13 protein-coding genes are annotated in these 11,830 nt (G+C 70.4%); 7 read left to right on the plus strand and 6 right to left on the minus strand.

The annotated features are described in order from the left end of the window. Positions 1 to 75: 75 nt before the first annotated feature. Entirely contained in the window at positions 76 to 846 is a 771-nt protein-coding gene (locus tag ACIQU6_RS42575; protein WP_403487737.1) for a hypothetical protein, read from the plus strand. A 127-nt stretch (positions 847 to 973) separates the two neighbouring features. On the opposite strand, the gene ACIQU6_RS42580 is transcribed toward ACIQU6_RS42575, so the two are convergent. Next, the gene (locus ACIQU6_RS42580) at positions 974 to 1,942 is read right to left on the minus strand and encodes an EamA family transporter (protein WP_403487739.1); all 969 of its coding nucleotides are present in this window, start codon (positions 1,940 to 1,942) and stop codon (positions 974 to 976) included. A gap of 143 nt (positions 1,943 to 2,085) precedes the next feature. Here ACIQU6_RS42580 and ACIQU6_RS42585 point away from each other — a divergent pair, with 143 nt between their 5' ends. Next, a complete protein-coding gene (locus tag ACIQU6_RS42585) occupies positions 2,086 to 2,991 on the plus strand; it encodes a LysR family transcriptional regulator (protein WP_403487741.1) in 906 nt (301 codons plus the stop codon). Positions 2,992 to 3,108: 117 nt separating this feature from the next. On the opposite strand, the gene ACIQU6_RS42590 is transcribed toward ACIQU6_RS42585, so the two are convergent. Together ACIQU6_RS42590 and ACIQU6_RS42595 are read right to left on the minus strand one after the other, a co-directional pair. Beyond that, positions 3,109 to 3,738, minus strand: a complete 630-nt coding sequence (locus ACIQU6_RS42590) for an HAD family hydrolase (protein WP_403487743.1) — start codon at positions 3,736 to 3,738, stop codon at positions 3,109 to 3,111. Positions 3,739 to 3,741: 3 nt separating this feature from the next. Then, entirely contained in the window at positions 3,742 to 4,497 is a 756-nt protein-coding gene (locus ACIQU6_RS42595; RefSeq protein WP_403487745.1) for a DeoR/GlpR family DNA-binding transcription regulator, read from the minus strand. A 71-nt stretch (positions 4,498 to 4,568) separates the two neighbouring features. Here ACIQU6_RS42595 and ACIQU6_RS42600 point away from each other — a divergent pair, with 71 nt between their 5' ends. From ACIQU6_RS42600 to ACIQU6_RS42615, 4 genes are all read left to right on the plus strand, one after another. After that, positions 4,569 to 5,921, plus strand: a complete 1,353-nt coding sequence (locus ACIQU6_RS42600; RefSeq protein WP_403487747.1) for an MFS transporter — start codon at positions 4,569 to 4,571, stop codon at positions 5,919 to 5,921. Between the two features lie 210 nt (positions 5,922 to 6,131). Then, positions 6,132 to 6,836 carry a DNA polymerase beta superfamily protein gene (locus ACIQU6_RS42605; protein ID WP_403487749.1) on the plus strand — a complete coding sequence of 235 codons (705 nt, stop codon included), beginning with the start codon at positions 6,132 to 6,134 and terminating at the stop codon, positions 6,834 to 6,836. Continuing rightward, positions 6,833 to 7,621, plus strand: a complete 789-nt coding sequence (locus tag ACIQU6_RS42610) for a DNA polymerase beta superfamily protein (RefSeq protein ID WP_403487751.1) — start codon at positions 6,833 to 6,835, stop codon at positions 7,619 to 7,621. The genes ACIQU6_RS42605 and ACIQU6_RS42610 overlap by 4 nt, the downstream gene beginning before the upstream one ends. Before the next feature lie 80 nt (positions 7,622 to 7,701). Continuing rightward, positions 7,702 to 8,481, plus strand: coding sequence for an alpha/beta fold hydrolase (locus ACIQU6_RS42615; protein WP_403487753.1), 780 nt, complete (start codon positions 7,702 to 7,704; stop codon positions 8,479 to 8,481). Positions 8,482 to 8,544: 63 nt separating this feature from the next. On the opposite strand, the gene ACIQU6_RS42620 is transcribed toward ACIQU6_RS42615, so the two are convergent. The 3 genes from ACIQU6_RS42620 to ACIQU6_RS42630 all read right to left on the minus strand — a co-directional run bounded on the left by ACIQU6_RS42620 (position 8,545) and on the right by ACIQU6_RS42630 (position 10,982). After that, entirely contained in the window at positions 8,545 to 9,015 is a 471-nt protein-coding gene (locus ACIQU6_RS42620) for a protein kilB (protein ID WP_403487755.1), read from the minus strand. 656 nt (positions 9,016 to 9,671) lie between these two features. Further along, positions 9,672 to 10,205, minus strand: a complete 534-nt coding sequence (locus ACIQU6_RS42625) for a GNAT family N-acetyltransferase (RefSeq protein ID WP_403487757.1) — start codon at positions 10,203 to 10,205, stop codon at positions 9,672 to 9,674. Positions 10,206 to 10,451: 246 nt separating this feature from the next. Continuing rightward, entirely contained in the window at positions 10,452 to 10,982 is a 531-nt protein-coding gene (locus tag ACIQU6_RS42630; RefSeq protein WP_403487759.1) for a GNAT family N-acetyltransferase, read from the minus strand. Positions 10,983 to 11,111: 129 nt separating this feature from the next. On the opposite strand from ACIQU6_RS42630, the gene ACIQU6_RS42635 reads away from it, so the two are divergent. Next, on the plus strand, positions 11,112 to 11,741 hold the full coding sequence (locus ACIQU6_RS42635; protein WP_403487761.1) for a class I SAM-dependent methyltransferase: 630 nt from the start codon (positions 11,112 to 11,114) through the stop codon (positions 11,739 to 11,741). Positions 11,742 to 11,830: the final 89 nt, after the last annotated feature.

Genomic DNA, 11,830 nt, shown 5'->3' on the forward strand with positions numbered 1-11,830 from the left:
CCTGCAATACCGCCCCGACACCCTCAACGGCTTCATCGCCGGGACCAGACTCTCCCTCGACCCACCACCATCACCTTGAAACGCCGAAGTCAGTACCAGGCGCCGAGCGCGGGCGGGTACCAGGCACCGGGCCCGTACGGCGCGCCGCAGGCGCCCTACAGTGCGCCGCCGCAGGCCCCGTACGGCTACCCGGGCGCGGGCATGCCGCCTCCGGTCCCGCCCAAGAGCAACGCCGGCAAGGTGTGGGCCGTCGTCGGGGCGGTGGCGGGCGTCGTCGTCCTGGGCGGCATCGCGGCGGCCGTGGTGCTCAGTGGCGGGGGCGGTGGCGGTGGTGCGTCCGGGCCCAAGTACCGGGTGACGGTGCCGCAGACGCTGGCGGACGGCAGTTACACCCTCGCCAAGGACATCTCCGCCCAGGCAAGCAGTTCCGTTCCGCACGACGGTGCCAACGAGCACGGCATCTCGTCCGTGGGCGGGCAGTACACCAGCGGCACCAAGTCACTGGTGATGGTGGGCATGTACGGCACGATCGACAATCCCCGGACGACCGTGGAGCACGCCATCGGTGGCATGAAGAGCGATAGCCGCACCCATGTCGCGGTGGCGGAGCGGGAGTTCACGCCCTCGGGCGGCGGCGCCCCACTGACCTGCGGGGTGGACGTGCGCGAGGAGTTGGGGCAGCAGGTGACGCTGGGCTTCTGTGTCTGGGTGGACGCCAGCACCAGCGGGAACGTCGCCCAGACCGACGCCTCCGACCTGGCCAAGGATCCCCAGGCGGTGGATCTCCAGGCGTTCGCGGACACCGTCGGCAAGATCCGCAACGAGGTCCGGAAGCCGTTGAGCTGAGTCTGTTGCCCGTTGGGGTGAGCCTGCCGGGCCGGGTCCGTTGGGTGGGGAGTCTGACGGGACTGTTGGGCTGAGGCTCTTGGGTAGCGGGCGCACCCGCTACCCGAGAAGCCGTCCGGCCCGCCCGTCAGGGCGTTTCCGCGGCGCACGACCGCGGGGCGGGCGCATCGGCCGCGACGGGTTCGTCCGGTGTGCGGGCGCCGGTGCGGGTGGCGCCCGCACCGGCGACGACGACGAAGAGCACCCCGGCCGCGGAGACCAGGCCCGGTGCCTGGCCGAGCACCAACAGGCCGACCAGCAGCGCGATGGCCGGCTCCAGGCTCATCAGCGTGCCGAAGGCGGCGGTGGTCAGGCGGCGCAGCGCGAGGAATTCCAGGACGAACGGCAGCACCGGGCTCACCAGGGCCAGCACCAACATGATCCCGACCGGCTGCCACGTCAGGTGCCCCCACAGGCTGGGCGCGGCGATCAACGTGCCGAGCAGGCCCGCGACCGGCATCGAGACGGCCAGGCCGCTGAGCCCGGTGACGCGGTCGCCGACGCCCTGGGTCAGCAGGATGTAGCCGGCCCAGCAGCCCGCCGCGGCCAGGGCGCAGACCAGCCCCACCGCGTCGACGCCACCGTGCCAGGGCTCGGTCAGCAGCACCACCCCGAGCGCGGCCAGTCCCGCCCACAGTTTGCGTCCGCCGCCCGGCCCGAACAGCGACACGGCCAGCGGGCCGAGGAACTCCAGCGCGCTCGCGGTGCCCAGCGGCAGACGCGCCACGGCGAGCATGAAGAAGACCATCATGCCGGCGCTGGCCCCGCCCAGCACGACGCAGGTGAGCAGGTCCCGCCGGGTGAAGTCGCGCAGTCGGGGACGTATCAGGACCAGCAGGAGCAGCCCGCCACACGCCAGCCGCAGTCCCGCCGTGCCGAGCGCGCCGAGTTGCCCGAAGAGCGGGACGGCCAGGGCGAGCCCCAGTTGGACGGAGGTCATGGAGGCGACCGCCATCAGGAAACCGGTCTCGGCACCGCCGAGGCGCCGTCGGCCGACGGCGCCTCGGAGACGGGACGGGGCGCGGCCCTCGGGGCCCTTGAACTCGAACGCAGGCATGGGAGTCAGTAGATGCCCTGGGCACCGTTCGCGTCCACGTGCCGATCATGGACGTTCCATTCGACGATACTGAACGGTGCCTGGGACAGGCGGGCAACGGCGTCCTGAATAACGGGGGCAACGGCGTCCTGAACAATGGAGCAATGGAAACGCGTCGACTGCATCTGCTGGTGGAGCTCTCCCGGCTGGGCTCGATGCGCGCGGTCGCCGAGGCCACCGGCACCACGACCTCCACCGTCTCCCAACAGCTCGCCGTACTCGCACGGGAGATGGGCACCGCCCTGATCGAACCGCACGGCCGCCGGGTCCGCCTCACCCCCGCCGGCCGCCGCCTGGCCGAGCACGCCGTGACGATCCTGGGCGCCGTCGAGGCCGCCCACCTCGACCTCGCCCCCGGCGCGGAACCCAACGGCACCCTGCGCATCGCCGGCTTCGCCAGCGCCATCCGCGCCCACCTGCTGCCCCTGGCCGCCGAACTGGCCGCCAGTCACCCGCGGTTGCACCTCCTCATCCGCGAGCACGAACCGGCCGAGGCCCTGGAACTGCTGGCCGCGGACGAGACGGACCTGGCGCTCACCTACGACTACAACCTCGCGCCGGCCACCCTCGACCCCGCGGTCCGCGCCACCGCGCTGTGGACCGCCCCGTGGGGCCTGGGCGTCCCCGACCACGCCGCCGAGGCCACCGCCGCCGACGGGACGGCGGCCGAGGTCTTCGCCCGCTTCGCCACCCACGACTGGATCGTGAACTCCCGCAACACCGCCGACGACACCGCCATCCGCACGCTCGCCTCCATGGCCGGCTTCACCCCGCGCATCACCCACCGGGCCGACAACCTCGACCTCGTCCAGGGCATGATCACCGCGGGCCTCGGCGTGAGCCTGCTACCGACCGACATCGCCACCGTCCCGGGCGTCCGCCTCGTCCCGTTGACCGCCCCCGAGGTGGTGCTCCGCGCCCACGCGGTGGCCCGCCACGGCCGGTTGAACTGGCCGCCGCTGGCGCTGCTGATCGAGCTTCTCAGCGAACGGTCCGGCAGGGCGGGCTAGACGCTTCTGACGGATCTCCGGGGAGCCGGCGCCTCGGAGGAGCTGTCACCGGCCCGGGCATCCCCGTCGGCTGACGACCACGCGCCGGGTGACCGGTCCGCCTGTCCAACAGCTCCCTCACATCCCTTCCGCCCCGCCGCCTCCCACGTACGTGCCGAGCCGCTCCCTCAGTCGCTCCGGGGTGGTGAGGAGATGGCCGTGCATCCCGCTCCTTTCGGCGGCCCGGACGTTCTCCTCGCGGTCGTCGACGAACAGGATGCGCTCCGGCGGGACGGACAGGGCGCGTCGGCACCAGTCGTAGGCGGCCGGTTCGGGCTTGGCGTGGCCGATCCGGCAGGAGAAGGCACGCACCTCGAAGTGGTCGAGCCAGGCATGGTGGGCCTCGTAGTAACGTGCCAGTTCCTCGGGGATGTTGGACAGCAGCCCGAGCCGCCGCCCGCCCGCCGCCAACTCCGCGACCAGGCCGACCATGGTGTCGTCCACGGCGCTCCAACTGTCGACGTCGGCGGCGATCAGCTCGGCCACCCGCCGCTCGTCGAAGCGGGCGCCGAGGCGGTCGGCGACCCACCGCCAGTAGCCGGGCCCGTCGACGTCACCGCGGTCGTAGGGCACCCGCGACGCCCAGTAGGCGTCCCGGAAATCCGCTCCGGACACGCCGGCCAACCGTACCAACTCCCGTTGCCCCGCAACCGATTGATGACGGGCGAGGACGCCGAAGAGATCAAAGAGCACGATGTCCGGCGCCACCGCTCACACCGTCCTCACGGTCACACCGGCCGCGGCCAGTCGCTCCGTCCGGTCGTCCGGCTCGGCATCGGTGACGACGGCGTGCAGGGCGTCAACCGGCGCGACATGGGCGAGGGCGGTACGGGACAACTTGCCGGCCTCCGCAACCGCGATCACGCGGCGGGCACAGCCGATCGCGGTGCGCTTGACGGCGGCGTCGTCCAAGTCGTAGGCGGTCAGGCCGTCTTCAGCGGTGAGCCCGCAGCAGCCGAGGACGGCGGTGTCGAAGCGCAGGGCGGCCAGCGAGGCTTCGGTCAACGGGCCGGTCAGCGCCAACTCCCCCGGCCGCGGCCGGCCACCCGGCACCAGCAGGGTCAGCTGCGGGCCGTCGGTCAGGGCGTTGACCGCGTGCAGCGACAGCGGCATGACCGTCAGCCGGCGAGGGGCCAACGCCCGGGCCACCTCCAGACACGTGGTCCCGCCATCCAGGACGACCGACTCACCGTCCGCGATCAGCCCGGCGACCTCGGCGGCGATCCGCCGCTTGGCCTCCAACCCCTCCTGCGCGCGCAGCGCGAACGGCGGTTCCTCCCCGCGCAGCAGCAGGCTCCTGGCCCCGCCGCGGTAGCGCTCAAGGACGCCCTGCGCGGCCAACGCCTCCAGGTCACGACGAATGGTCATCTCCGAGGCGCCGGTCAACTCGGCGAGCTCTGCGACGCCGATGCTCCCCGCATCGCGTACGGCCTCGGTGATCCGCCTCAGTCGCACTGTTCCAGACATGCCCACATTGAACACCTGACATGTTCGTAACGCAACTTCCGCACAGAAATTATGTTCGCTATGTTCACAGCATGGAATCTCAGGCACAACCGGAGACCCGACCAGGATCGGGGCCAGGACCCGGGACGGGCACAGGTGGGGCGCGACCTGGCCCGCCACCACGTCGACTGCGGGCCGGACGGGCGGCCACCTTCGCCTACTTCGCCCTGAACGGCTTCCTGCTGGGGATGTGGATCATCCACATCCCCAGCATCGAACAGCGGGTGGGCATCGACCACGCCGTGCTCGGCTGGCTCCTGTTACTGCTCGGCGCGGGCGCCTTCGTCGGCATGCAACTCGTCGGGCCGCTCGCCGACCGCTTCGGCGCCCGCACCGTCGTACCGCTCGGCGCGGCGCTGTGCAGCGTCACCCTGGTCCTGCCCGGACTGGCCGCCCATGCCTGGACGTTGGGGGTGGCACTGCTGCTCCTCGGACTCGGCAACGGCTGCCTGGACGTCGCCATGAACGCCCATGCCGTCCAGGTCGAGCGCGGCTACCGACGACCGGTCATGTCCGCGTTCCACGCCACCTACTCCATCGGCGGCGTGCTCGCCTCACTGGTCGGCGCGCGCACGCTCGCCCTGGGCTGGAGCCCGGCGACAGCGCTCACCTCCGTGGCCGCACTGGGCCTGCTCGTCGCCGCCCTGGCCGCACCAGCACTGCTCCCGGCGACCACCCCGGGCACCAGCCCGCAAGCCAACCCCGGCCCCACCAACTCGCCGCCTGAGTCGCCGAGTTCCACACCCACAGGCGTCACCGCCCCCACCCCACGCCCCCGACGAACCACTCCACGCCACATCTGGGTCCTGGCCACCCTCGCCCTGCTGATCATGCTGTGCGAGGGCGTCGCCAACGACTGGAGCGTGCTCCACCTCCGCACGGTCCTGGACGCGCCCGCGGCCACCGCCGCCCTCGCCTACGGGGCGTTCGCCACCGCCATGACCCTCGGCCGACTGTTGGCGGACCGGGTCGCCGCCCGCGTCGGCCCCGTGGCCGTGCTCCGCTACGGCGCCGGCGCGGCCGCGGCCGGCCTGACCGTGACTGCCCTCTCCCCCTGGGTCCCGTTGGCCCTGACCGGCTGGGCGGTGTTCGGCGCCGGACTGTCCGGCTGCGTCCCCCAACTCTTCAGCGCCGCAGGCCACTTCGACCCCGGCAACGCCGGCGCCAACGTCTCCAGGGTCGCCGGACTCGGCTACCTCGGCATGCTGGCCGGCCCCGCCGCCATCGGTCCGCTGACCCATGTCGTGCCGCTCAACCTCACCCTCTTCCTGCCTGTCGCACTCTGCCTGATCGCCGCAACCACGTCCGGGATCCTGCACCCCCGGCCCACCACGACCACCGCGGACACCGGCACCTGTACCAACGCCGACACCGGCGCTCCGTGACGTCCAGGCATCGCCACATGCCGGGACGTCCGTTCAGCCAAGGACCGCGGTGGCTTCGATCTCGACAGGTCGCCGGGTACATCAAGTGCTGCGACACCCCGCAGCGCGGGCCGACGGGACCGGGTCACCGACCCGCCCCCGGTTTCGGTCTCATGGCCGAGCATCAAGAAACCCGTTGGCCAATCACGGCGATCTTACGAAAATAGCCGCATGTCAGAGGCGCAGCAGTACTTGGTGGAGCAGCACACGATCCTGTCGGTGGTTGTCGGATCACGCGCGTTCGGTCTCGCCACAGCCGCCTCGGACGTCGATCGCCGCGGCGTGTACGTCGCGCCCACCGCCGACTTCTGGCGCATGGTCAAACCGCCCACCCACGTGGAAGGCCCGCTGCCCGAGCAGTTCGGTTGGGAGGTGGAGCGGTTCTGCGAGCTCGCCCTCGCCAACAATCCCAACGTCCTCGAAGTCCTGCACAGCCCGCTCGTCGAACAGCACACCGCACTCGGCGTCGAACTACGGGACCTCACCCCCGCGTTCCTCTCCCGCAAGGCACACACCACCTTCGCGCGGTACGCCAACGCCCAGTTCGTCAAGGCGGAGAACCGCCGGGAGCGCGGGAGCGAGCCGCGCTGGAAGCACCTCACGCACATGCTCCGCCTGATGATCAGCGGTGCCTTGTTGTTGGAGAGCGGCACCATGCAGGTCGACGCGGGCCCGTACCGCGAACGTCTGTTGGCCGTGCGCCGCGGCGAACTGCCCTGGGAGGAGATCTGCGCCTGGCGCGACAGGCTGTCCGCACGCCTGGACCGGGCACTGGCTACGAGCCCGCTCCCCGAACTCCCCGACACCACCCGCGTGGAGAACTGGCTGATCTCGGTCCGCCGTCGCTCCCTGACGAACGAAAGCAGCCCCGCATGACCACGCACACCGTGAGCGACCTACCGGACCTGACACACGTCGTCGCCGAGCAGCGGCACCCCCTGCTGTTCGCCACGGTCTCGGGTGCCCACCTCTACGGCTTCCCGTCCCGCGACTCGGACGTCGACTTGCGCGGCGTCCACGTACTGCCCCTGCGCGACGTCCTGGGGCTGACGCCCGCGCAGGAGACCCAGTCCCGCATGTGGGACGCCGGCGGCCTGGAGATGGACCTGGTCACCCACGACCTGGCCAAGTTCGCCAGGCTCCTGCTCCGCCCCAACGGCTACGTCCTGGAGCAACTCCTCTCCCCACTCGTGGTGCACACGACACCCGAGCACGCCGCCCTCGTCGACCTCGCCCCCCGCCTTCTGACGGTGCATCACGCCCGCCACTACCGCGGTTTCGCGACGACGCAGTGGCGCCTCTTCGAAAAGACCGGCGAACTCAAGCCGCTGCTCTACACGTTCCGCGTCCTGCTCACGGGCATTCATCTGATGCGCGCCCACCAAGTCCGGGCAGACCTGCCGACGCTGCTGGAAACCGTGCGCGCACCGAACTACGTCGAAGACCTCGTCACGGCGAAGGCCGCGGCCGAACACCGACACCTCTCCACGCTCGACGGCGCCCCCACGCACGAGCGCATCACGACCGACATCGAGGCCCTCCACGCGACGCTGGACGAGGCCGAGCAGTCGACCACGCTACCGACGGCGACCAATGCCGATGCCGCCGCCGACGTCAACGAGCTGGTGATCCGGACACGACTGCGAACAGCCGCCCTCTGACAACTGCCAGGCAGCCTGGTACTCAGCACCGGCTACCCTCAACCTCCCCACCCACCACCGTGTTTGCGAGGAGCCCGACCGTGCACAGCGCCATAGCGACGCCCCAAGGAGACCGGATCCGCTGGGTCGAACTGCCGGGCCGGGAACCCACCCGCGTCTATGTGCACGGCCTGGGCGCCACCTCGCCCGCCTACTTCACCGCGAGCGCGACCCATCCGCTGCTGGCCGGCCACCGCTCGCTGCTGATCGACCTGCTCGGCCACGGCCTCAGTGACCGCCCCACGGACTCGGACTACACCCTCGAAGCACACGCGGACGCCCTCGCCACCGCGCTGACCGCCGCCGGAGTCACCGACGCGCAGCTCATCGCCCACAGCATGGGCGGCTCGGTCGCCATCGTCCTGGCCACCCGGCACCCACACCTGGTCTCCCAACTCGTCCTGATAGACGCCAATTTGGACCCGATCACCCCGCGCGCCGGCGCGGGCGGCAGTACCGGCATCGCCCACTACTCCGAGGCGGAGTTCCTCGCAGGCGGCTGGCGGGAGATCCGCGACTGGGTCAGCGCCCACTGGTGGTCCACCATGCGCCTGGCCGGACGCGAGGCCCTGCACCGCAGCGCCGTGCACCTCACCCGCGGCACCGACCCGTCGATGCGGGACCTCCTCCTGAAGCTGTCGATCCCCCGCACCTACCTCCTGCCCGCGGCCGACGGCCCCCTCCCCGGCACGGACGCCCTCACCGCGGCGGGAGTCAACGTGGTCCCGATCCCGGACAGCGGCCACAACATCATGTTGGACAACCCGGAAGCCTTCGCCCGCGGCACCGCATCGGCACTGACCGGCCCGGAAGAGCACTGACGACCGGCGACCCACGGAACGGGCAGCCACCCCGACGCGGGACGCCGGCGGTGTCGTCCCCAGTCAGCGGTTGTTCGGGGCTAGCAGCCTGGCGGCCGCGGCGACGAAGGTCTCGGACGCCTCCTTGGCCGCATGCCGCCGGGCGTCCAGCTCGGTGCGATCGGCGGCCTTGCGCAACGCGTACGTGGCATCTGCGGCCTGCTGGGCGGGGCTCGCCAGCTCGGGGAGCAGGACCTGAAGGCGGATATGGGGCGCGGTGATCGCCGCCCGGGTGTCGTGGGACCTCGTCTGGGCCTCCAACTGGTGCTCGGTACCTGCCTCGCTCAGGGCCAGACGCTCCCGGTGGAAGATCGCCGAACGGTGCGCGTCCAGGGCGGCCGCGAAGTCGGTGACCGCGCCGAGCTGGTCCTGACGGTGACTGTCGGCGCGCTGCTCGGCGCGTGCGGTGCGTGCCGCACGATGCTGGAGAAGCCCGGCCACCAGGGCACCGGCGAGGGTACCGAGCACGGCAACGATCGAAGGCCATATGAACATCGAGGGGTGAGTCCTCTCCAGTGGTCGGATGCGGTGATGCGGCCAGCGGGACGGCGGACGATCCAAGCCCTGGTCGGCGCAGTCACCACAGGACGCGGCAGTGGTCTCTACCGCCGGGTTGAACAAACTACCGGTGGCTCGACATGAGCCCGGGCTGTGGGAACGTGCCGTTCGCACCGTGGGGTGCCAGCCACAGCAGGCTCGGGAGAGTGCCCGCATTGATCGCGAACATCGCCGCATGGGCGCCCACTTGCCTCAGCCCCTCAGGGTCGACAACATGTCAGCCCGCTGGAGCAACGCTGGAGTAGCACGCCCAACCGCCGTGGCCGACGAGAAGGCAACACCCGCCAGTTGGGGTCAGAGCTGTGAACATCAGCGACCTGACGGAGCTTTCGCACGCTTGGGGAGAGGTCCGCGACGTCTGCCACGCCCTCTTCGACGACGAGTACGACCGGAGGGTCCTCGCATGCGCGGCACGCCTCGCGGCCGAACTCGATCGGACCGAGCCACCCTCGAACCGATCCTCCATGCGCCGTGGCTCGTAGACCTCATCGACGTACGCGAACGGTGCGAGGCTCACCTCGTCCCTCGTCACGAAGCCCTTCACACTTGGGATTCGGTCACGCCTGGCGTTTCCGTCACGCCTGGCGTTTCCGTCACGCCTGGTACTCGGTGAGGTCGATGGTGTGAACGCGCAGCGGATGGCCGTACACCGGGTGGACCGTCTCGCGCTCCAGCACCATTCCGAGCTTGCGGATGACGTTCTCGGAAGCAGCGTCACCCACCCGACTGATGCTGATGACGCGGTCGAGGCCACGGTCCTGGAGCGCGAACTCCAGCGTGGCCTGGGCGGCTTCGGACGCGTATCCCTGGCCCCAGAACTGTGAGCCGAGCCGCCAGCCGATCGCCACGGCGGGCCCTACCTCCGGCAGGAACTCAGGCACGTACAGCCCCGTGAAGCCGGCCAGCTCCCCCGAGGCCAGCAACTCGACGGCGAAGAGCCCGAAGCCCTCCTCGTCCCATTCCTCCTCCCAACGCTCGATGGCCTCGGCGGTGTGGTCCAGGTCGCGGACCGAGCCGTCGTCGATCCAGCGCATGACCCGAGGGTTCGCGTTGATGTCGGCCATGGGCACGAGGTCGTCGTCATGCCATTGACGGAGCAGGAGGCGGGGGGTGCGGATCTCAACCATGGCACCCATCCTGCCGAAGGCAGGCGGCTCGTCGGAAATCGGCACTCGCCGCGCTACTGCTGTCGGCCCCAGGGCGTGACGAGTACGGCGTGACCGACCGGTCCTGTCCAGCCAGCGCCAGGCAACGGAGCGCAACCACGGCGCTACTCCCCATTCCCCGCGCCCGGGTCGGCGAAAATCCTCAGGTGCTCGCCTCCTGACCAAGTCTCCTTCGGTCTCGGCGTTGAGGTGTGTCGACTGCCGCGGTTATGGGTCCGTCGCAAGTCGCGCGTGTGTCTCGACGTCGTAGCGGACGCCGCCGTAGGCGAGTTTCTGCCGTTGCAGACCTTCGGCTGCAAAACCTGCGGCAAGGGCTACCCGGCAAGAAGCGCGATTGTCGGTGCGGTGTCCCAGTTCCAACCGGAAGAGTCCGAGGTCGGCGAAACACCAGGTCGCCAGAGTCCGGCAGCCGTGGGTCGCCGTCCCTCTGCCGCGGGCCGTGGAAGCGGTCCAATAGGAGATCCACCCGGTGCCGTGTTGGTGGTTGAGGTTGCTGACCGTGACACTGCCCAACGCCGTGTTGGTGCTGTCGGTGACGGCGAAGCTGTAGGCCACCTCCTGGTGCCACTGATTCCGCCGCCGCTGGATCCAGTTCTCAGCGTCTTCGACGGTGGTGAGGGGTGCGTCGCCTTGCCGTTCCATGAGCGGTTCTGTGAACGCCACCAGCACGTTGGGGGCATCGGACAACTCCCACGGACGTAAACACAGGCCCACCGGCAACCACATTCGATCACGCATTGGTCGATTGTCCCTGCGCCCCAGGAACGCCGCTACTGCCGCCTCGCCGGCCTTCTCACAACCACCGCCCGAGGAGCGGTACGGGGGCGAAGAGGCTGCGAACGTGCGCGGATGCTAGCTTCCTTCCCCGTGATGGAGCACCAGGACGAGACCGGGGCGGCCTATGACGGGGTCGTCGAACTGTATGCGTCGTTGTTCGCCGACCGGTTGGAGACACAGCCGTTCTCGCGGAACATGATCGGGACCTTCGCCGAGTTGGTGCGGGCGACGGGGAACCTGCGGGTAGTCGACGTCGGGTGCGGGCCCGGGCATCTGACGGCCATGTTGCATGAACTGGGGCTGGACGCCTCCGGGTTCGACCTCTCACCGGGCATGGTCGATCACGCCCGGCAGGCCAATCCGACGCTGCGGTTTGACGAGGCGCGGATGGAGTCCCTGCCGGTCGAGGACGGCGTGGTCGGCGGCGTGCTGGCCCACTACTCAATGATCCATACGCCGCCCGCGGAACTGCCCGCGCTGCTCGCCGAGCAGGTGCGTGTCCTGGCACCGGGCGGCCTGCTCTTGACCTCGTTCTTCGCGACCGGCGGACCGGAGCCGGTCCGTTTCGACCACAAGGTGACGCCCGCCTACAGCTGGCCGGTGGACCAGTTCGCCGAGTTGCTCACGGCCGCCGGGCTCGTCCCGTTCGCCCAGCTGGTCCACGATCCGGCCTCCGAACGGGGCTTCCTCGACGCGCACTTGCTGGCCCGCCTCCCCTAGGAGTTGTCTTCAAATGTCACGCCCACATCAGGAGCGCTGCGAGGGTGATGGCTGCTTGGTAGGACTCGGCTGTCTTGTCGTAGCGGGTG

Origin of the sequence: Streptomyces sp. NPDC090442 (genome assembly GCF_044769405.1) — a bacterium.
Lineage (GTDB): Bacteria > Actinomycetota > Actinomycetes > Streptomycetales > Streptomycetaceae > Streptomyces.

What these genes read in the sequence shown, in the direction of transcription:
- ACIQU6_RS42580 (WP_403487739.1), bottom strand. Translation starts at nt 1,942, where the DNA reads ATGCCTGCGTTCGAGTTCAAGGGCCCCGAGGGCCGCGCCCCGTCCCGT.
- ACIQU6_RS42585 (WP_403487741.1), top strand. Translation starts at nt 2,086, where the DNA reads ATGGAAACGCGTCGACTGCATCTGCTGGTGGAGCTCTCCCGGCTGGGC.
- ACIQU6_RS42595 (WP_403487745.1), bottom strand. Translation starts at nt 4,497, where the DNA reads ATGTCTGGAACAGTGCGACTGAGGCGGATCACCGAGGCCGTACGCGAT.
- ACIQU6_RS42600 (WP_403487747.1), top strand. Translation starts at nt 4,569, where the DNA reads ATGGAATCTCAGGCACAACCGGAGACCCGACCAGGATCGGGGCCAGGA.
- ACIQU6_RS42605 (WP_403487749.1), top strand. Translation starts at nt 6,132, where the DNA reads ATGTCAGAGGCGCAGCAGTACTTGGTGGAGCAGCACACGATCCTGTCG.
- ACIQU6_RS42610 (WP_403487751.1), top strand. Translation starts at nt 6,833, where the DNA reads ATGACCACGCACACCGTGAGCGACCTACCGGACCTGACACACGTCGTC.
- ACIQU6_RS42620 (WP_403487755.1), bottom strand. Translation starts at nt 9,015, where the DNA reads ATGTTCATATGGCCTTCGATCGTTGCCGTGCTCGGTACCCTCGCCGGT.
- ACIQU6_RS42625 (WP_403487757.1), bottom strand. Translation starts at nt 10,205, where the DNA reads ATGGTTGAGATCCGCACCCCCCGCCTCCTGCTCCGTCAATGGCATGAC.
- ACIQU6_RS42630 (WP_403487759.1), bottom strand. Translation starts at nt 10,982, where the DNA reads ATGCGTGATCGAATGTGGTTGCCGGTGGGCCTGTGTTTACGTCCGTGG.